Raw genomic sequence first — 20,506 nt, 5'->3', positions numbered from 1 at the left:
TTTTAATAAGGTAAAGTTATAAAAAAGAAGCCGTTTGTAAAAAGAGGGCTTCTTTTGTTTAAAAGCGGGATATTCTTATTTATTTTTCGTATACGACGTAACGCTTCTTAAGAAGATTCCTAGTCCCGCAAAAAAGAACCCTAAGCATAATAAGCTGCCTGGCGTTCCCCAAGTAATTTGATCTAGCATTTTTTATCCCCTCCCGTTTATCATTATATAGAATTTATTGGAAATTATCAAAAAATTATTTTTTTAAGGGTTACTGATGGGTCTTCCTACCTTATACGAGAAGAATATATTTGAAAAGAATTCTTTTCGTTATATTTTTTTATTCTTATAATACGTTTTTGATTCTTATGATATAGTAACAACAAAGGGGGCTTAAAAATGGAAATTATTCACGAAAGAGCAAAGTTGCGGTTAATGGATAATACTGATGTCGAAACTTTGTTTTCGATTGTAGAAGGAAATCGGGCTATTTGGGCGTATTTAATCTCTAAAATGGATAGTGTGCAAGATATGCAACAATACGTTCAAAAAGCGATAAAAGGTTACGGAAGAGGTACTCAAATACCTTTCGTAACCGTAGATCAACAGTCGAATAAGATTGTAGGAAGTACACGTTTATATAATATTTCAGTAGAAGATAAGACAGTTGAGTTAGGGCAAACGTGGTATCATCCGAGTGTGCAACGTACGAGTATAAATTCAGAGTGTAAGTATATGCTTCTCCAGTATGCTTTTGAAAAACTGCATATGCTGAGAGTGCAAATTAAGACGGATGCAAGAAATGAAAAAGCACAACGAGCAATTGAAAGGTTAGGAGCAGTAAAAGAGGGTGTGCTTCGAAATGAAAGAAAATTACCGAATGGTTATGTGAGAGATGCGGTGGTGTACAGTATTATCTCGAGTGAATGGCCAGGCGTAAAAGAACAATTGTTAGAAAAATTAGAGTTATATAAAGAAAAGTTATAATTCGTGTTTTGAAAGGTATATTGTTCGTGACATATGAAAAATATACCTTTTTTCTTACAAAATGCTACTTTATTTTAATTCCTTTTGTTTCATCGTTCCCTTCTGAGAAAAAATTCGTTACAATGTAGTTGTATGGTAATAAACTTATGAATTTAAAAAATGTAATGAAAACCGCAAATGAAAATGAATTGATAATCCTCAATTTTAAATGAAAACCCTTTTATACATAAATAACAAGTAAAGTTCCTTCTTTTAAATAAACTCAAACAAAACGATTTGATATAAATGTTTTTTATAGAAGTATGGATGATGTACGGAGGCAATTACAAATGAAAGAAAATAAGAAGAGTAAGAAAAGACGAATCTTTCAAGTATTTTTACTAATGATTTGTTCTGCTATTTTATATGTAAGTTATGCAGCTTACGATATTTGGAGTTATCGTTTTAAAGCAAATGATGACGTGAAAACGGATGCTGGTATCGTACTAGGAGCAGCTTCGTGGAACGGAAAACCATCTCCTGTATTTAAAGAAAGAATTAATCATGCGATTTCTTTATATAAGAACGGAAATATTAAAAAGATTATTTTTACAGGTGGTACAAAGTTCGAAGCAGAACTTGAGGAAGCACGTACTGCAAGAGTATATGCAATGAAACAAGGTGTAAAAGAGGAAGATATTTTAATTGAAACTAAATCCCTTTTCACTGAAGAAAATTTAAAAAATGCGAAGCAAGTTGGAATAGAGAACGGAATACGCACATACACGATTGTAAGTGATCCACTTCATATGAAACGCGCAATGAGAATTGCAAAACATATTAATATTGAAGCGTATGCTTCACCAACGCCGACATCAGCATATAAAACGTTAGACACAGAAATTCCATTCTTCTTTAAAGAATTATTCTCGTATATTGGATATGTAACCTCTTTGCCATTAAAGGCATTGAAGGGAGATTAACATAAGAAAAGAACCTATCCTTAAATAGGAACTTTTCTTATTAGTCAAAAACATTGTATTTTTATCGGAATAGTGAAACAATAGAGAGGTAGCTTCATATAATCATAATGAAAAAGTGAGCGGTTGATGAATCGAACATAAAGGAGATTATAGTATGGCACTCTCATTTGTTGAAACAGAAGAACAATCTTTCATTATTGCACAAATAAATAAATTGATTCCGAAGTTCATGGAAAGGGAGCATCAGCTAAGTGAATTAGGATCATTTCCGTATGAAAATATAAATGATTTGAAAGATATCGGATATACGAAATTAACGTTACCGAAGGAATTTGGTGGTAGTGCGATTTCTTTATATGACTTTGTTTTATTTCAAGAGAAAATCGCGGAAGGCTGCGGAGCTACTGCATTATCGATTGGCTGGCATCTTGGCATTGTGAAAGAGCTAGCGGAAAATCGCTCTTGGAATGATGAGATGTTCAAATGGTTTTGCGAAGAAGTACGTAATGGTGCGCTCTTTAACAGGGCAGCAACAGAACCGAAAACAGGGAGTCCGACGCGTGGCGGCAAACCAGAAACAATAGCGGTTCAACAAGGCGAGAAGTGGGTTATAAATGGAAGGAAGACTTTTACAACGATGGCGCCAGTACTTGATTATTTTATTATTTCAGCAAGTATGGAAGGCCAAGAAGAAGTTGGTGAGTTTGTTATTCCAAGAAATACACTCGGTGTATCTATTGAAGAAACGTGGGATAGCGTTGCAATGCGAGGGACTGCTAGCCACGACCTTGTCTTACAAAATGTAGAGATAGAAAGTCGCTTTTTTACAGATATAAAAGGTGGGAAAGTAAAACAAAAGGGTGTTGGCTGGTTGCTACATATACCAGCATGTTATTTAGGAATTGCACAATCAGCAAGAAATTATGCAGTTCAATTTGCGGAATCATACAAGCCAAACAGTTTAAACCATTCTATTAGTTTATTGCCGAATGTTAGAAGATTAGTTGGAGAATTAGAACTCGAGCTTATGCAAGCTCGTGTCTTTTTATATCAAATTGCGAAAAAGTACGATGAGGCAGAAGATAAACTATCACTGCAAGCAGAATTAGCAGCTGTGAAATATGCTGTAACAAATGCGGCGATATCTATAGTGGATAAATCGATGCGCATCGTAGGGGCAAAAAGTTTATCAGAAAAAAATCCGCTCCATCGTTACTATTTAAACGTCAGAGCAGGACTGCATAATCCACCGATGGATGATGCAACATTGTCTATGTTGGCGGATGCGGCGTTTCGGTCGTAGTTTTTAAAGCTTACATTTTATTGTTTATGGATACTATAGTTATTTTGAAAGCACGGGTTTGATTAGTAATCAAACCCGTGCTTTTTATGTGTATGAAGTACTTAGTTGAGATGTAGGTTTTTAATATAAATGATTATCATGGTTTTTTGATTGTTTCTTGTTGAAAAATTCTTATTGTAATGCCAGTTTGGAGGTTGTATAAACATTTTTCGTATTTAATCCCAAATTAATGGTCTTTCTAAGTTAACCATTCGTAAATATTGTAAAAATTGACCTGCATGGACCGCATCATGATAGGCAATTCGTAATAGCATATCGCCTAAATATCGTTGATAGCCAACATCGCTTCTATCAATAAGTCTTGAATCTAGCTCGGCTATGCTTATTGATTGAACATATTCTATGAAGTCAGTAAAGTATGATTGTGCCAATTCAATTTCTTTTTTTACACAAGTAATCGGCTCGTCATCATACGGGATACATATGTCGTTTATTGAACCGTTGTTTTTTATAATCATATGGTAGTAAAAAGTTGAACTCCACACATGACGAATCATCTCACCAAAGGACATAGCCTCAGGATCAGGCTTCCAATTAAGAAAATTATTAGGAAGAGAATTCCATAACTTTTCTGAGCGCCTTCTCGTTTCTTTCAAATTTAATATACTAAGATCAATTGCATTCATAATAAATTCTCCTTTACTATTAAACTTAAAATAATTGTATCAATTTAATAGTTAGGGTATCATCGAAATATGAATGTATATCCGAATATCTCATATATAGCTAAACTAATTGCTGAACCTACAAGAGCAATCATATTAGATTGTCTAATGAATAATCAGGCACTACCCGCTAGTGAATTGGCTTATATGGCAAAAGTGTCACATCCAACAATTAGTTCTCATCTTTCTAAATTAGTAGAAGGGAATTTACTTACAGTTGAACAACATGGTAGACATCGTTACTATCGACTTGCTAATCAAGAAGTTGCAGAAGTGCTTGAAAAGTTAGGGACAATCGCACCAACAGTTCAAGTTCGCTCTTTAAAACAATCAAGTCAACTAAAACAAATTCGTTATGCTCGAACTTGTTATGATCATCTTGCAGGCAAACTCGGTGTAGAGATAACTGAAAAATTACTAGATAGGCAATTTATAATTTTAGAGGATGGAGAATACATTGTAACAGAACAAGGTAAGCGGTGGTTTCTGAATTTTGGAATAAATGTTGATGAGGCAGATACAAAAAGGAGGGTATTTGCAAAACCTTGCCTTGATTGGAGTGAACGGCGTTATCATATTTCTGGTTGGTTAGGGTCTGCAATTGCAAAACTGCTTTTTGAACAGGGATGGATTACGAAAATGGATAAGAACCGAGCTGTCCATCTTACAAAGAAAGGTGTAAAGTTATTGGAAGATCAATTAGGCATTGATATGAAAACTGAGGAAAGAAAAGCTTGAAATTAGAAAAGTCCGTCAAAATGACGGGTTTTTTCATTATGGTAGGAGTGTACATGAATAATAGGATGTTACCAATAATTGTTGCCAATAAAAAAATCTTTCTTTTCATTCTTCTTTTTTAAGTTTTAAAGGAGAAAGCTAGGCTTCTTATTTTTACTAATGTTATAATAAGAAAAAAGCACGAAAAGAGGTCATCTCATGCTAGAGGTTATTGCAACATGTTTAGAAGATGTAAAACGAATTGAAAGCGCTGGCGGGAAGCGGATTGAATTAATTTCATCTTATACAGAAGGTGGTTTAACACCGAGTTATGCTTTTATAAAAAAAGCGGTAGAAGCGGTAAGTATACCAATTCATGTTATGATTCGTCCGCATGCGAAGTCTTTTACATATACGGAAGAAGAAATTGAAATGATGAAAGAAGATATTATAGTTGCACAGAAGTTAGGAGCAGCTGGTGTAGTATTAGGCGTATTAAATGAACGAAATGAAGTGGATGAAGAGAAATTAGCGGACTTACTATCTGTTGTAGATGAAATAAATGTAACGTACCACCGTGCGATAGATGATATAGAAAATCCAGTAGAAGCGATGAGAACTTTAAAGAAGTTTCATAAAGTGACTCACGTTTTAACTTCAGGTGGACAAGGAAATATAGTAGAGAATATTCCGGTGCTTACAGAAATGCAAAAGGTAAGCGATGGTCAAATTCAGCTTGTAGCTGGAGCTGGCGTGACGAAAGAAAATATAAAGCGATTGCTAGATGAAACTGGAATCACGCAGGCGCATGTCGGTACAGCGGTAAGAGAAGGAAAATCATGTTTTTCTGAAATAGATCCTAATTTAGTAAAAGAATTAGTTGAAATAATAAAATAAGTGCTTAAGAAAGAGGAGAAACGATGAAGGAAAATACGAAGAAAGAATTATTCTCATGGGCTAAAACGATAGGGTTTACCCTTGTATTAATTGCTATTATTCGCGGTGTTTTATTTACACCTTCTTTAGTACAAGGTGAATCGATGATGCCCACTTTAGAAAATAACGAACGAGTTCTCGTGAATAAGATTGGTTATAGTATAAGTGGATTAGATCGCTTTGATATTATCGTCTTCCACGGAAAAGAAGGATACGATTTAGTAAAACGAGTAATTGGTTTGCCAGGCGATACAGTTGAGTATAAAAATGATGTTTTATATGTAAACGGAAAAGCGATGGAAGAACCATATTTAAAACAGTTTAAAGAAAAAGCAGTAGGCCGTGTATTAACTCCAGACTTTACGTTAGAACAAATCACAGGGAAAACGAAAGTGCCAGAAGGCCAAGTATTTGTTTTAGGGGATAATCGTGAAGTTTCTAAGGATGGTCGCATGTTCGGCTTTATTTCAGAAGATGAAATTGTCGGAAAAGGACAAGCTGTTTTCTGGCCGTTGAAACAAGTAAGAGCGTTATAAAGTGTGGTGAAGTATGGGAGAGATATTCTTCCATGCTTTTTTATTTGCTTAAAATCTATTGATTGAATTGAAAGAATATTTTATAATTTTAAATTATATGTTTGTTTCGAAAAATGGAATTTAAGTTCCGTAATTTGGAACGAAAGGGAGATAGAATGAGTATAAATAAAACGGCAGTTAAGACAATGGATATTTTAGAGTTGTTTTATGAGCATGAAGAGCTAAGTTTAACTGAGGTGGTTCGGCTTACAAATATGCCGAAAACATCTGTTTATCGTTTAATTGGCTCGTTAGAAGAGATGGCGTTTTTACAAAAAAACGAAAAGGGGAAATATCGTTTAGGGGTTGTATTTTTACGGTTCGGTCAACTTGTTTCACAACGATTATCAGTAAGAAATATAGCAATTCCTTATATGAAAGAACTTAGAGATAGTTTAGGACAGGCAGTTAATTTAATAATTCAAGATGGTAATGACGCAATTTACGTTGAAAAGATGGAGGGTGTTCAGCCGGTACGCGTGTATACGGCGGTTGGAAGAAGAGCACCGCTTTATGCTGGTGCATGTCCAAGAATTTTACTATCGTATTTCTCTGAGGAAGAGAAACGGAGATACATAGAGGAAGTGGATTTAAAACAGTTTGCAGATGGAACAATCGTGGATAAGGAACAATTGTTAGAAGTGTTGCAAATGGCAAAAAAGGAAGGCTACACAATTAGTTATTCTGAGTTAGAAAATCATACAGCCGCGATAGCAGCACCCATTTTCGCGAGCGATGGAACGGTTGTAGCAGGCATTAGTATTTCAGGATTAGCAATTGAGTACAGCGAAAGTAACATTTCATATTTTATTGCGAAGGTGAAAGAAACAGCGCATCGCATTTCGAAAGAACTCGGCTTTTTGGCATAGAAAGAGGGAGTAGGATGAAATTTTCTGCGTTAGGGGATCAAGCAATTATTGTTACATTTGGTGAAGAAATTAAGATGGGTATATATGAGAAAGTACAGCGGTTATTTCAAGCACTGCAACAACATCCGTTTGCAGGAATGATTGAGTGTGTTCCGTCGTTTACTTCATTAGCTGTTTACTACAATGTATACGAAGTATGGAAGAGAAATGAGAGAAGTGAAAGATCATATGATTACGTTCGCCAGTATATAAAGGAGCTGTGTGATTCTTATAAAGAAGAAGTAAAACAGGATGTGAAACATATTTCTATACCAGTGTGCTACGGGGGAGAATATGGACCTGATTTAGAAGAGGTTGCACATTATAAAGGTTTACAAGTAGAAGATGTGATTCGAATACATAGTGAAACTACATATTTTGTATATATGTTAGGTTTTACACCAGGGTTCCCGTATTTAGGAGGACTATCAAAAGAATTAGAAACACCTAGAAAAGAAACACCACGGTTACAAATCTCTCCTGGTTCAGTAGGTATTGGCGGAAATCAAACAGGTATATATCCGCTTGAAACACCAGGAGGATGGAATATTATCGGCCGAACACCTATTACTCTATTTAATCCGAAAGAAGAAATACCAACATATATTCAAAGTGGTATGTATTTACGATTTATCCCGATAACGAAGGAAGAGTATGTATCTCTTGAGGGGGCTAAAGAATGGATGTAGAAGTTTTGCATGCAGGAATGTTTACAACAGTCCAAGATTTAGGGCGATCTTATTATCAACAGTTTGGTGTACCTGTTGGGGGTGCTATGGATAAAAATGCGCTTAGGCTCATCAATATGTTAGTCGGTAATGAAGAGAATGAAGCAGGATTAGAAATGACGATTTTAGGTCCTAAATTGTTAATAAAGAAAACGACTTTACTCGCAATTGGTGGGGCTGATATGGAACCGTTGTTAAATGGAGAACGTATCCCATTATGGCGTCCCATTTTAGCGGAAGAAGGTAGTATGCTTTGTTTTGGAAAAGTGAAAAGTGGTTGTAGAGCGTATGTGACTTTTGCGGGTGGTATACATATTGAGCGTACAATGGGAAGCAAAAGTACGTACATACGTGCTGCGATTGGTGGTATAGAAGGAAGAATGCTGAAAAAAGGAGATTGTTTTCAAATTGGTACGTACTCAGAAATGGCGAATCGTTTCATTCAAGACTTACAAAAAGATGAGCGAATAAAAACGAAATGGGTAATTAGCAACAGCGTACTACCAAAGTATAAGAAACATCCTAAGCTTCGTGTCATAACTGACTTTGAATACGATCAATTTATCGAAGAAAGTAGAAAGGCATTTTTTACGAAAGAGTATAAGGTATCTAATTATGCTGACCGTATGGGCTACAGGGTTGAGGGAGAAGTTTTAAATAGGATTGAAGAAAAAGAGATTTTATCGAGTCCTGTTACATTTGGAACCATTCAAGTTCCTAATGGTGGACAGCCGATTATATTAATGGTAGATAGGCAAACGACAGGTGGCTATCCGAGAATGGGAAATATCATTTCAGTAGATTTACCTCTTCTTGCCCAGCTAAAGCCGGGGGACTATGTTTCTTTTGAGAAAATTACGCTTGAAGAAGCGGAACAATTGTACATAGAACAAGAAGTAAATAGCAATCTATTAAAGAGATTTATCGCTTTACGAAGTTAAAATTAGGAGGAAAACAGTGTGACTACAATCGATTTAAACTGTGATTTAGGAGAAAGTTTTGGAGCTTATAAGATGGGGAATGATGGTGAAATTCTTCCGTTCGTTTCCTCTATAAACGTTGCTTGCGGTTTTCATGCGGGTGATCCGTCTGTTATGCGTCAAACTGTTGAAAAAGCTTTGGAGCATAACGTAGCAATAGGGGCGCATCCTGGATTTCCTGATTTAATTGGATTCGGTAGAAGAAACATGAATGTTTCAGCAAGTGAAGTATACGATTATGTTTTATATCAAATCGGCGCATTAGACGGGTTTGTAAAAGTGGCTGGCGGGAAGATGCATCATGTAAAGCCGCACGGTGCCTTATATAATATGGCGGCGTCTAATTCGGAAATTGCAGATGCAATCGCAAAGGCAATTTATCGTATAAATCCAAGTCTATTACTTTATGGATTAGCAAATAGCGTGGCATTTATACAGGCTGCAGAAAAATACAAAGTAACTCTCGTACAAGAGGCTTTTGCGGATCGTACATATAAGCAAGATGGTACATTAACGAGCCGTACAGAAGAAAATGCGCTTATAAAAGATGAAGACGAAGCGATAAAGCAAGTACTTCAAATGGTGAAAGAAGGCCATGTAAATTCGATCAATGGAGAGAAAGTAGCAGTTCAGGCGCAAACGATTTGTTTACACGGTGATGGGGAAAAAGCAGTGCAATTTGCAGAAAGAATATACAGAACATTCGAACATAATGGTGTTTCTATATGTGCACCGAAATAAAAAATGAGGGGAAGTGTTGGAATTGGTGAAATTAATCGGAATATTATTAGTGGCAGTGGGCTTTTTATTTAGATTAAACACACTTTTAGTAGTTATGGTTGCAGGTATTGTTACTGGTATGGTTTCAGGATTAAGTTTTTATGATGTGATCAGCATGTTCGGTAAATTTTTCATAGAAAATAGATATATGTCTATGCCAATTATATTAACTTTACCTGTAATCGGAATTTTAGAGCGTTACGGTTTAAAAGAAAGAGCTGAAGCACTTATAACGAAATCAAAAGGAGCAACAACTGGAAGAGTATTAATGTCATATTTTACGATAAGAGAATCATCAGCAGCACTAGGGCTTAATATTGGTGGGCATGCGCAAACAGTAAGGCCGCTCGTTGCACCGATGGCAGAAGGGGCCGCGCAAGGTAAATACGGTAAACTTCCTGAAAAATTAAGAGAAAAGATTAAAGCAAACGCAGCTGCTGCGGAAAATACAGCTTGGTTTTTCGGAGAAGATATTTTCATCGCAACTGGTGCTATTTTATTAATGAAAGGATTCTTCGATTCAGTAGGTATGCATGTCGGTGTATGGGATATGGCACTTTGGGGCATTCCGACAGCAATATCTGCACTTATTGTAAGCTGGATTAGATTTAGAAGGTTTGACAAATATATAGAGAAAACAATGAAGGCAGAAGGAAAAGAAAAGAAGGAGGCAATCTAATATGAACATCATCACAATGGATACAATCTATTATGTATTAGGGATAATTGTTGCTTTTATCGCTGTTCGTATCGCATTCGATCGTGAACATCCAAACAGATTCGGTTCTAGTTTATTTTGGGCATTGTTTGCAGTTACATTTTTATTTGGAAATGTAATTCCTTCGTTTTACGTGGGCTGTATCGTGCTCGCTATGGTCGTTTTAGCCTCGCTAAATAAAGTGACAAAATCAGAGGAAAAAGAAGTTCCAGTACAAGAACGTGTGAAACATGCTGAGAAATTAAAAAATAAAATTTTTATGCCTGCACTATTAATTCCTATTTTTACAATTATCGGTACGTTAACGTTAGGGAAAATTAAATGGGGAAATGTCTCTCTTGTTGATCCAGATAAAGTAACGTTAGTAGCGTTAGCGCTTGGTGCATTACTCGCATTCGTCGCGGCGATGCGTATTACAAAATCAAAAATAACAACGCCTGTTCAAGAAGGAAGCAGACTATTACAAGCTGTCGGCTGGGCTGTCATTTTACCACAAATGTTAGCAGCACTTGGCGGTATTTTCGCGAAATCTGGCGTTGGACAAGTTGTTTCAGATTTAGTCGGTCAAGTATTACCGACAGAGTATCCGTTCGTTGCTGTTATGGCGTACTGTTTAGGCATGATGCTATTTACAGTCGTAATGGGAAATGCATTCGCAGCGTTTGCTGTTATTACTGGCGGAATTGGCTTACCTTTAATAGTTCAAATGCACGGCGGAAACCCAGCAATTATGGCAGCACTCGGTATGTTTGCTGGATATTGCGGAACGCTGCTTACACCAATGGCAGCAAACTTTAATATCGTACCTGCGATGCTTTTAGAGCTAAAGGATAAAAATGCGGTTATTAAAGCGCAAGTACCAATTGCTCTTTCAATTTTTATCATAAATATGTTTATTATGTACGGCCTTGTATATCGTTTTTAATTAGGAGGATAAAACTATGAAAACAGTATTATTAACAGGGTTTGATCCGTTTGGCGGAGAAAATATCAATCCAGCTTGGGAAGTAGCAAAAGGTTTGCATGAAAAAACAATTGGAGAATACAAGGTAATAAGCAAACAAGTACCAACTGTATTTCATAAATCAATAAGCGTATTAAAAGAGTATATAGAAGAACTAGCGCCGGAAATTATTATATGCATTGGACAAGCTGGGGGCAGACCAGATATTACGATAGAACGTGTTGCAATTAATATTGATGATGCAAGAATCGCAGACAATGAAGGAAATCAGCCGGTAGATATACCGGTTGTAGAAGAAGGAGCGATTGCGTATTGGTCTACACTTCCGATGAAAGCAATCGTAAAAAAACTTCGCGAAGAGGGCATACCGTCATCTGTTTCACAGACGGCAGGCACATTCGTTTGTAATCACTTATTCTATGGACTTATGCATGAACTAGAGAAACATGATAAGAAAATAAAAGGCGGATTCATTCATATTCCGTTTTTACCAGAACAAGCGAGTAATTATCCAGGGCAACCGAGTATGTCACTTTCTACTATTAGTAAGGGAATAGAATTGGCAATTGAAGTAACGATGACAGTTGAAGTAGATATTGTAGAGATTGGGGGCGCAACGCATTAAGTAAAATGAATTGTACAACACCTCCTGTAAACAACTGGTATAATAAGAATAGGAAAATACATAGAGGTGATTTTTGTGCAACAATTTGAAGAAGTACGTTCAATTTTAGAAAAAGCGAAGAAAATTACAGTATTAACAGGCGCTGGTGCAAGTACGGAAAGTGGTATCCCAGATTTCCGTTCAGCAAATGGATTGTATGCTGATGCGAATGTGGAGATGTACTTATCAAGAGGGTACTATAACCGAAGTCCGAAAGAATTTTGGAAGCATTATAAAGAAATCTTTCAAATTAATACGTTCCATCAATATAAACCAAATCGTGGACATCGTTTTTTAGCTGAGCTAGAAGAACAAGGGAAAGATATTACGATTTTAACGCAAAATATTGACGGTTTACATCAATTAGGTGGCAGTAAACATGTCATTGATTTACATGGAACACTTCAAACAGCACATTGTCCGAAGTGTAAAGCGGGATATGATTTACAGTATATGATTGATCATGAAGTGCCGCGCTGTCAGAAGTGTAATTTCATTTTAAATCCAGACGTTGTTTTATACGGAGATACACTGCCTCAATATCAAAATGCAATGAAACGTTTATATGAAACAGATGTACTTCTCGTTATGGGAACGTCATTAAAAGTACAACCTGTCGCTTCATTCCCACAAATCGCAAAGAGAGAAGTAGGGGCAACAACTATTTTAGTAAATGAAGAGTTAACAGGACAGGAATATAACTTTGATTATGTTTTTCAAAATAAAATTGGTGAATTTGTTGAAGAGGTATCTTTAATGAAATAAGTTATCGAAAAAACTGAGGTAGATACCTCAGTTTTTTATTTGAGTAATCGCTGTTTTAAGCCATATGAAAACATTTTGATAATGTAGTAACAACATCTCTATAATTTATAAAAAATTGTTTCATAGGTAAAATAGCAGAGTAAGAAGTAATATTATCTTTAGTGAATACACAATCGTCATAAAGTAAGCTAATATGTAGCTGTTGTAAAGGCTCTATTTCGTTTTGCTTTAAGTATAAAACTAAGTCATTATAAAGTTGTACACTATAATTACTTACGGAACATTCTATTGAAAGCTGACCTACTATGCTAGTCCACCATACTTTAAAGCTACATATTAATTCTTTAAATGATTCCTCATCACATAAATTAGCGTCAAAAAGTTTCTTGTAAAATATATGATTCTCCTCGTGGAAAATTTGTAAATCATATCTGTCGTTAGCAGTTTGCTTACGAAGAGTCAGCCATAATTCTTTGAAATTTGTTTTAAAGTCAGTGGAGAAATGTAATGTTTTTGTTATGTAAGGAAAACGAAAATTTTCTTTTTTTCCTTTTTGATTGAGATAAATATTTTGAATGTAGATCATAAAGTTTAAACAATGTGGCGTTTTAGTATGTATGATAAACGAATCTGTCATTTTCGTTCTCTCCTTAAGAATGTCTTTTATGAATTTATTTCTTTAGTATACAAAGAAATGTAAACTAATGGTATAAAAATAAATTTGCCCCATTTTTCTTTTAGAATAATATTCATTTTATTGTGCATTAAGGGAATGGTAATAAATAGGGTATAAAAATAAAAAACTGAAAATTAAATCTTTTATTTCTTTTATAATTAATATAAAATTCTATATATATCATATAAATAAATTTGATACATAATGACTTTGCGTAGAAATGTTAATAGAATGAAGCGAGGGAGCGAAATGAGACAGAAAAAGGAGCAGAAAAAACTATCGAAAAAGAAAAAGACTCATATTCCATTTCGGTTAAATGTACTATTTTTTATTGTCTTTCTTTTATTTTCAGCTATTATAATTCAATTAGGTAAAGTACAAATCATTGATGGAGAAACGTATAGAAATGAAGTAAATAAAAAGGAAGATGTAACGGTAAGCACTCCCGTTCCTAGAGGGAAAATGTTTGATCGGCAAGGTCACGTTATTGTAAATAATAAACCATTGCGAACCGTTACATATACGAAAATGAGAGGAGTAGACTCGAAAGAAGTTTTACAAGTAGCAAGAGATTTAGCTAAGCTAATTGAAATGTCGCAAGAGGACATAGACAAGTTAACAGAAACAGATAAAAAGGATTTTTGGATGCAGTTAAATGAAAAGCGGGCAGCAGCGAAAGTAACGAAAGAAGATGAGAGTAAATTTAGAAAGCAGGAGATAGAAGGGAAAGAATTAGATAAAAAAGTTGAAGAGTTACGTAGGGAAAGAATTACACAAGAAGAATTAAGTGAACTTTCAAAAGAAGACCTAGAAGTACTAGCCATTAAAAGCAAAATGAATGCGGGATATAAAATGACGCCGCAAATCGTTAAAAAAGATGTAAGTCAAAATGAATATGCTGTCGTTAGTGAAAGGTTGGCAAGTTTACCGGGGATAGATACAACAGTAGATTGGGAACGTGAATACCCAAATGATAAAATACTGCGCTCTATACTAGGTAGCGTTTCTAATGAAAATGAAGGGTTGCCAAGAGAACAATTAGATTATTATTTAGTTCGTGATTATAATCGAAACGACCGTATTGGTAAAAGTTACATCGAAAAACAATACGAAGATGCACTACACGGAACGAAAGAACAGTCTAAAAATATTATGGATAAAGCAGGGAAGATTGTTCGAACAGAAAAAGTGACTGAAGGAAAAAGTGGAAATAACTTGATGTTAACAGTCGATATGGATTTACAGAAAAGAGTAGAGGGAAGCCTTGAAAAGAATTTACGAGCCTTTCATGCTGCAGAGCCGATGATGGATCGTGCGTTCGTAGTAATGATGAATCCGAAAAACGGTCAAATTTTATCAATGGCAGGAAAGAAAATTGTAAATAAAGATGGCGGTATGCAAATAGAAGATTATGCATTAGGAACGATGACAAGTTCTTATGAGTTAGGGTCAACTGTAAAAGGTGCTACTTTATTAACTGGATATCAAACAGAAGCGATTAAGCCGTATACACATTTCTTTGATGCACCAATGTATTTTAAAGGAAGTTCTAAGCCGAAGAAATCGTGGAAAGAATTTGGGGATATTGATGATTTAAGAGCTTTGCAAGTGTCATCGAACGTTTATATGTTTAATACGGCTTTAAAAATGGCAGGCATTAATTATGTCCCAAATAATCCATTAGACATTAAACAAGAAACATTTAATAAAATGCGCTACTATTTTAGACAATTTGGCCTAGGTGTGTCGACTGGTATTGACCTGCCAAATGAATCAATTGGTCAAGTAGGTAGAACTGATAACATACCCGGATTTTTACTTGATTACGCGATTGGACAGTATGATACATATACGCCGCTGCAGCTTGCACAATATATTTCAACCATTGCAAATGGCGGTTACCGAATGAAGCCACAAATTGTACAAGAAGTTAGAGAGCAACCAAATAGACCAGAGGATGTAGGAAAAGTCGTTCGGTCGATTGAACCAGTTGTATTAAATAGAGTGGATATGGACACTTCGTACATTAATCATGTAAAAGAAGGATTTAGAAGAGTTTTTCAAGAAGCTGACGGAACAGGTACCGGAACGTTTAAAGGTCTACCATATAAACCAGCGGGAAAAACAGGAACAGCTGAGACAGTATATGGTGGAGAAAGTGATATTGGAAGAGATGAGAACAACAACCGAAAAAAATGTTATAATTTAACTCTTGCCGGTTATGCACCATATGATGCTGATCCGGAAGTAGCTTTTTCAGTTGTTGTACCATGGGTGAATGATGATAAATCAGGAATTAATTCTGCGATTGGTAAAGAAATTTTGGATGCGTATTTTGAGTTAAAAACAAATAGATCAAATGCAAATTCAATTCCAGTAGAACAACCGAACAAGGCACAGTAAAAATAGTATCACTGCATGGAAACATATTGTGCAGTGATATATTTTTTGAGTTAAAAAGCGCTTTATAAGGTGGGAATGGATATGAAAAAGGAGATTAAGAGAGGCTGGGGAAAGTACATACTATTTATATTGGTGATAGTCATAGGCTACCATTCTTTTACTTTATGTAAGGTGGAAGGGGAATCGATGCAGCCCACTTTATATGAAGAAGACTACGTATTTGTAAATAAAGCAGTAGTACGTCTTTCTAATTTACAACACGGAGAAATTGTCATTATAAAAGAAGAGGATGAATCGAAATATTATGTGAAACGTGTAATAGGGCTTCCTGGTGATGTAATTAACATAACGAACGGAAAGGTATATGTGAACGATAAAAAGCAAGAAGAACCATATACAAACAAAGATTTATTTAACAACACACAAGTGTTTTATAATTTTCAAAAGACAAAAATTCCGCCAAATAAGTTATTTGTAATGGGAGATAACCGCGAAGTAAGTAGAGATAGTCGAAATGGCTTAGGATATATTGAAGAAGATAACATAATTGGCAAGGTGGAATTTGTATATTATCCTTTTTCAAAAATGAAAATAATAGAATAAGTGGGAGAGGAGCAAAACCCCACTTATTAAAGTTTCACTTTATTTTCTTTAAAAAACCTTTTGGATTAAATGATATGAAAAATTTATGTTTAGACTCGTCGATTATGAAGTTATTATTTTTAGTTAAAAACTCATCCACAGCCTCCATCGGGCCAGGCCCCCAATCGGGAAGAAGCGGATGTCCATTAATGGAGGTATCTTCTACAATCATATAACTGCCAGTAGTGACGATAGATTTATATAGTAATAGTTCTTTGGATACATGCTCTTTACTATGATCAGAATCTAAAATAACTAAAACCACATCATCAGGTTTGCGCATGCTTACTATTGTTTGGACGGCCTGTACAGAAACAGAAGATGCTGTTAAATACGTAATCCGATTATGTGATGGTCGATTTGGCTGCGGAGTTATATCGATAGTAAGTACGTGACCTTTTCCAATTAAATCTAACATAGAAGCTAAATACAGTGCACTACCACCGTGAAAAGTCCCGCATTCAATAATTAAATCGGGCTTTAATTCATAAATAATTTCTTGATACAAAAAGAGATCAGAGGGAAGTTTACAGATTGGAACCCCGAACCAGTGTGTATCGTTTAACCATACGAGGCTGTTGTAATATTGGTTTAGAAATTCATTGCTTATAGTATCGATTTTAAATTCTCCTTTCTAAAAAGGATTCTCTCGTTTGACGTAAAGTGTTTACGCATGAAAGTTGTACTATATATTATGTAGTAAGGAATTGTAAGGCGAGTGTTTTTACTTGAAAATAAGCCAAATAACTCATGTGGAAAATGAAAGGAAATGATCGTATGTACAAATACACAATTTGCTTTATTAGAAAAAGCGATAAAATACTGCTATTAAATAGAAATAAAAAGCCGAATATGGGGATGTGGAATGGTGTTGGAGGAAAAATAGAAGATAATGAAACGCCATACGAAGGAATAATTAGAGAAACATTTGAGGAAACGGGCATAGAACTTTCAAGTGTAACGTATAAAGGGACTGTTGGTTTTAAAGGTAAAGATGAGCCCCAGGCTAGTGAAGGAATGTATGTGTTCGTTGCTGATTTGCCAGATGGAATGCAAATGAATATACCATTACGTACGGCTGAAGGTCTATTAGAATGGAAAGAAATTGATTGGATATTAGATGGTGATAATAGAGGAGTAGTTAGCAATTTACCAAAATACTTACCGACAGTATTAACAGAAGAAAATAAGTTAGAACATACGTTTACGTATGATAACCGGAATATTATTCATTACACAACTGCATGTTTGACAGAAGATGATGCGAACAAGCGATATGAAAAACAACTCATTTCTCAATAGAAGAGGAAAGTGAAAAATCACGTTTTTGCTCTCATCCTATATGCGAGTTGATTATATGTTTCAGAAATACAATTCATTGGTCATAATTGTAATATGCATGATATAACTTTTCTTATTATGAAAGAGTAGAGAACATATGTAAACGGAGCAAAAAGGAGGTGGCTTTGCCACCTCTTTTTGTTAGCTACAAATCGCCTTAATCATAAAACGATGTTGTTTCACATCAAAATATCCATTTTGCAAAATAATCTCATGTATACGATATAACTCCTCAAAGTACCTTTCGACAGTAAAATCAGGAACTTGCCACGGAATTGCTTTTAAATAATAGACGATAGCGCCAATATCATAAAAGCGTTGGAAAGGGAATTCCTCTTTTGCATCTAAGATAGTAAATCCATTTTGCTTTAACTCACTGCATGCGGTTTCGAGAGACCAACTTGCAAATTCGCTATTTAGTGGTGAGCCAAACTGCTCATTAAGTTCCGCGCAATCAAGACTGCCAACTTGTTGTGTAAGAAAAACGCCACTTGGAGAAAGAATTCTGTTTACCTCAGAAGCAGCATACGATTCATGTTGATTTATAATTAAATTAAATTGACCATCTTGAAATGGCAAAGCAGTATCATCGGTCACTTCTACAACGGTAACCCCTAAAGACTCTAATTTCTTTCGAGCAATTGGCACATTTGGAGCGTAGCCCTCAGTAGCGAATATAGTTGACGGGAACGGTTGTAACATAGATAAAAACTCTCCGCCGCCAGTACCCATATCGAGCATTGATTCTGCACGTTGCATAAGCTGAAAAGCAGTACTGCCGTATGACCACGATAAAGGCTCGCTCTTCATTCGACCTGTTTCTGAAATGAAAGAAAAATCCCAGCCGTTAAAATGTGTATTTGCACTTTCTAATAAAGTTAAAAATAATGGATCACGTTTCATAATTATGTCCTCCTATTTTTTTAATGGATGATATGATGAGAAAAGAAAAAGGGAGGACCTCTTATTAAAGTGGAACGGTTTTATGTTTCGTGTTCGAATAGATTCATATAAAGTTACTCCTTGTGAGAATTGTTATTTATATATTCGGGTTAATTGAGTGAAAATCCTTTGAGGGTATAAAAGAAGGCAGTTGTTTAATGAAAAAATAAATTGAGTTATCTAATTTTATAGTGTAATTGTTCATCCATACGCATAAAAAAATTATTCTCTCCATAAAATAGTAAAATTATATTGGAGGTTGAATTATGAAAAAATTTAGTGTATTTTCAATAACATTGATGACTTTTGGAATGTTATTATTTGGATTAAATAGGATAATAGATAGCTATTCTGAGCCTATTATCCTATTAGGGTATATTTCTTTTTTAATTGGAGTGGTTCTGAGTATTATAGCGATTGCTAGACGTGAAGATGGAAGATTAAAATTCATATCACTTATCTCTTTCTTTGTTCTCCTGTTTTTCATTACTTGGTTTGAGTCGTTTCAGGTACTACGAATTATTACTTGGCTAAAAAATATCTATTAAAATTTAAATTGTTGGTAAAAATGGGAAACCTTAAATTTAGGTTTCTTTTTATTATATTCGATTATCAATATTAAAACTTATTAGAGCCATTAATAAAAGAAATAGATATATAAACCGAGTGTAAAAATATTTTAATTCTTTGAAAACATTCAGCGATTTAGTATTCTTTATATATGGAATATTTTGTTTATGAAAAAAGAGGGCAAGGTGCTATATGAAAAGAATGAAAAATGTAATGTTAGTATTGTTATGTTTCTTATGTTTAAGTGGGTGTAATTATAAAGATGACGATCAGGTGAAAAAATATGTGAAAAAAAAGCACGGAATTGATGTGATTGTAACACATTGGGGTGCTATAAACGAAGGGAATATGGGGCATACATATCATACTGTTCAAGCAAAAAATAACAAAAATATTCAATTTAGAGTAGAGGTAGATGGCTTCCTATATTCAAGAATAAAAGGTGATGAATATCAATACGGAAAAAAACATATGAGGAATATAAGAAATTTAAACTAATGCTAGAAGAAATTAAAAAATTAGGTTACGTGGAACCTGAAAATAAAAATGTTTTTCAATATATAGTGGATGATGATATAGAGGAGAAACCAACGGATAAGTTATTATTAACTTTAAAAACGAGTGACAAGATTGATTACAGTCAATTTGAATCAAAAGAATTAGATCGTTTATATGCTCTAATTCAATTCATTCAGAAGAGTAATAGAAAGATAACAACACTTGAAATTGAGGATTATAATGGTGAATCTATAGGTTTCCCTTTTCAAAATGTGCAAAAAGCTATAACGAAAGAAGAACTGCTTTTAACAATGAAAAACACAGTAAGCGGTTATTGGACATATTTGATTCAAACTGAAACAAAAGTAGGCGTAAGGTTAAATGAAATTCAAAATGATCGTTTTATAATTGAGGATATTACTTGTCCACACCCGAAAGACGGCAATTGTCTAGAGTATGAATTGACTTTAGTTTTCAATGACAGTGAGATAAAATATAGAAATGATCCATATGTAATAGATGATTTGAGAAAGGTAGTCACTATTCTTAAAGAAGAACTATATAATAAGGAATTTAACATATATTTAAGGAACAAGGATGGAACAAGTTATTCACTCTGGCTATCATCCGAAAAAATTAAGGAAAGTAATAACATAGAAGAGTTAGTAAAATAATGATATAAAGAAGAAATTTAAAGTACTTTTTATGTTTGTTATTTCTGTATTCAAAAGGAA

At 34.7% G+C, this 20,506-nt stretch carries 22 protein-coding genes and 1 pseudogene; 19 read left to right on the top strand and 4 right to left on the bottom strand.

The window, feature by feature from the left end:
- The first annotated feature begins 387 nt into the window (after positions 1-387).
- The 3 genes from EBQ15_RS08065 to EBQ15_RS08055 all read left to right on the top strand — a co-directional run bounded on the left by EBQ15_RS08065 (position 388) and on the right by EBQ15_RS08055 (position 3,240).
- The gene (locus EBQ15_RS08065; protein WP_000402581.1) at positions 388-975 is read left to right on the top strand and encodes a GNAT family N-acetyltransferase; all 588 of its coding nucleotides are present in this window, start codon (positions 388-390) and stop codon (positions 973-975) included.
- Between the two features lie 329 nt (positions 976-1,304).
- Positions 1,305-1,937 carry a YdcF family protein gene (locus tag EBQ15_RS08060; RefSeq protein WP_000662216.1) on the top strand — a complete coding sequence of 211 codons (633 nt, stop codon included), beginning with the start codon at positions 1,305-1,307 and terminating at the stop codon, positions 1,935-1,937.
- Positions 1,938-2,091: 154 nt separating this feature from the next.
- Positions 2,092-3,240: an acyl-CoA dehydrogenase family protein gene (locus EBQ15_RS08055; RefSeq protein ID WP_001218341.1), complete on the top strand. Its 1,149-nt coding sequence runs from the start codon at positions 2,092-2,094 to the stop codon at positions 3,238-3,240.
- Between the two features lie 215 nt (positions 3,241-3,455).
- On the opposite strand, the gene EBQ15_RS08050 is transcribed toward EBQ15_RS08055, so the two are convergent.
- A complete protein-coding gene (locus tag EBQ15_RS08050; RefSeq protein WP_000991281.1) occupies positions 3,456-3,926 on the bottom strand; it encodes a DinB family protein in 471 nt (156 codons plus the stop codon).
- Between the two features lie 69 nt (positions 3,927-3,995).
- Between EBQ15_RS08050 and EBQ15_RS08045 the strand changes: the two genes are divergently transcribed.
- From EBQ15_RS08045 to EBQ15_RS07995, 11 genes are all read left to right on the top strand, one after another.
- Entirely contained in the window at positions 3,996-4,703 is a 708-nt protein-coding gene (locus EBQ15_RS08045) for an ArsR/SmtB family transcription factor (RefSeq protein WP_001103811.1), read from the top strand.
- A 198-nt stretch (positions 4,704-4,901) separates the two neighbouring features.
- Positions 4,902-5,579: a copper homeostasis protein CutC gene (locus tag EBQ15_RS08040; protein WP_000895108.1), complete on the top strand. Its 678-nt coding sequence runs from the start codon at positions 4,902-4,904 to the stop codon at positions 5,577-5,579.
- Positions 5,580-5,602: 23 nt separating this feature from the next.
- Positions 5,603-6,154 carry a signal peptidase I gene (gene lepB, locus EBQ15_RS08035; protein WP_000662490.1) on the top strand — a complete coding sequence of 184 codons (552 nt, stop codon included), beginning with the start codon at positions 5,603-5,605 and terminating at the stop codon, positions 6,152-6,154.
- A 155-nt stretch (positions 6,155-6,309) separates the two neighbouring features.
- Positions 6,310-7,062, top strand: a complete 753-nt coding sequence (locus EBQ15_RS08030; RefSeq protein ID WP_000026393.1) for an IclR family transcriptional regulator — start codon at positions 6,310-6,312, stop codon at positions 7,060-7,062.
- A 14-nt stretch (positions 7,063-7,076) separates the two neighbouring features.
- Positions 7,077-7,790 (top strand): 5-oxoprolinase subunit PxpB, encoded by a 714-nt coding sequence (gene pxpB / locus EBQ15_RS08025; protein ID WP_000672278.1) that lies wholly within the window; start codon positions 7,077-7,079, stop codon positions 7,788-7,790.
- Positions 7,781-8,770 carry a 5-oxoprolinase subunit C family protein gene (locus EBQ15_RS08020; RefSeq protein WP_000382252.1) on the top strand — a complete coding sequence of 330 codons (990 nt, stop codon included), beginning with the start codon at positions 7,781-7,783 and terminating at the stop codon, positions 8,768-8,770. Before pxpB ends, EBQ15_RS08020 begins: the two co-directional genes overlap by 10 nt.
- Before the next feature lie 18 nt (positions 8,771-8,788).
- Positions 8,789-9,550 (top strand): 5-oxoprolinase subunit PxpA, encoded by a 762-nt coding sequence (gene pxpA / locus EBQ15_RS08015; protein ID WP_000207353.1) that lies wholly within the window; start codon positions 8,789-8,791, stop codon positions 9,548-9,550.
- 22 nt (positions 9,551-9,572) lie between these two features.
- Positions 9,573-10,268 carry a DUF969 domain-containing protein gene (locus EBQ15_RS08010; RefSeq protein ID WP_000239811.1) on the top strand — a complete coding sequence of 232 codons (696 nt, stop codon included), beginning with the start codon at positions 9,573-9,575 and terminating at the stop codon, positions 10,266-10,268.
- Position 10,269: 1 nt separating this feature from the next.
- Positions 10,270-11,232 carry a DUF979 domain-containing protein gene (locus tag EBQ15_RS08005; RefSeq protein WP_001021658.1) on the top strand — a complete coding sequence of 321 codons (963 nt, stop codon included), beginning with the start codon at positions 10,270-10,272 and terminating at the stop codon, positions 11,230-11,232.
- A gap of 16 nt (positions 11,233-11,248) precedes the next feature.
- Positions 11,249-11,896 (top strand): pyroglutamyl-peptidase I, encoded by a 648-nt coding sequence (pcp, locus tag EBQ15_RS08000; protein ID WP_000859713.1) that lies wholly within the window; start codon positions 11,249-11,251, stop codon positions 11,894-11,896.
- 75 nt (positions 11,897-11,971) lie between these two features.
- Positions 11,972-12,700: an NAD-dependent protein deacylase gene (locus tag EBQ15_RS07995; RefSeq protein WP_001183800.1), complete on the top strand. Its 729-nt coding sequence runs from the start codon at positions 11,972-11,974 to the stop codon at positions 12,698-12,700.
- A gap of 55 nt (positions 12,701-12,755) precedes the next feature.
- Here the strand turns inward: EBQ15_RS07995 and EBQ15_RS07990 are convergent, their stop codons facing one another.
- Positions 12,756-13,337: a hypothetical protein gene (locus EBQ15_RS07990; protein WP_000132263.1), complete on the bottom strand. Its 582-nt coding sequence runs from the start codon at positions 13,335-13,337 to the stop codon at positions 12,756-12,758.
- Between the two features lie 288 nt (positions 13,338-13,625).
- Here EBQ15_RS07990 and EBQ15_RS07985 point away from each other — a divergent pair, with 288 nt between their 5' ends.
- Positions 13,626-15,779, top strand: a complete 2,154-nt coding sequence (locus EBQ15_RS07985; RefSeq protein WP_001249180.1) for a peptidoglycan D,D-transpeptidase FtsI family protein — start codon at positions 13,626-13,628, stop codon at positions 15,777-15,779.
- A gap of 81 nt (positions 15,780-15,860) precedes the next feature.
- Positions 15,861-16,382 carry a signal peptidase I gene (gene lepB, locus EBQ15_RS07980; RefSeq protein ID WP_033682956.1) on the top strand — a complete coding sequence of 174 codons (522 nt, stop codon included), beginning with the start codon at positions 15,861-15,863 and terminating at the stop codon, positions 16,380-16,382.
- A 34-nt stretch (positions 16,383-16,416) separates the two neighbouring features.
- On the opposite strand, the gene EBQ15_RS07975 is transcribed toward lepB (EBQ15_RS07980), so the two are convergent.
- Entirely contained in the window at positions 16,417-17,040 is a 624-nt protein-coding gene (locus EBQ15_RS07975) for a cephalosporin hydroxylase family protein (protein WP_080119249.1), read from the bottom strand.
- A 158-nt stretch (positions 17,041-17,198) separates the two neighbouring features.
- On the opposite strand from EBQ15_RS07975, the gene EBQ15_RS07965 reads away from it, so the two are divergent.
- On the top strand, positions 17,199-17,723 hold the full coding sequence (locus EBQ15_RS07965; RefSeq protein WP_033683900.1) for an NUDIX hydrolase: 525 nt from the start codon (positions 17,199-17,201) through the stop codon (positions 17,721-17,723).
- 180 nt (positions 17,724-17,903) lie between these two features.
- On the opposite strand, the gene EBQ15_RS07960 is transcribed toward EBQ15_RS07965, so the two are convergent.
- Positions 17,904-18,665 (bottom strand): class I SAM-dependent methyltransferase, encoded by a 762-nt coding sequence (locus EBQ15_RS07960; protein WP_000817564.1) that lies wholly within the window; start codon positions 18,663-18,665, stop codon positions 17,904-17,906.
- A 305-nt stretch (positions 18,666-18,970) separates the two neighbouring features.
- Between EBQ15_RS07960 and EBQ15_RS07955 the strand changes: the two genes are divergently transcribed.
- On the top strand, positions 18,971-19,252 hold the full coding sequence (locus EBQ15_RS07955; protein WP_000714730.1) for a hypothetical protein: 282 nt from the start codon (positions 18,971-18,973) through the stop codon (positions 19,250-19,252).
- 214 nt (positions 19,253-19,466) lie between these two features.
- Positions 19,467-20,446: pseudogene (locus EBQ15_RS07950) on the top strand (hypothetical protein).
- The last annotated feature ends 60 nt before the right edge of the window (positions 20,447-20,506 follow it).

It is taken from the genome of Bacillus sp. 2D03 (genome assembly GCF_003946765.1).
GTDB lineage: Bacteria > Bacillota > Bacilli > Bacillales > Bacillaceae_G > Bacillus_A > Bacillus_A cereus.
Note: the sequence above shows the minus strand (reverse complement) of the source record. Positions and strands in the feature narration are given on the sequence as shown.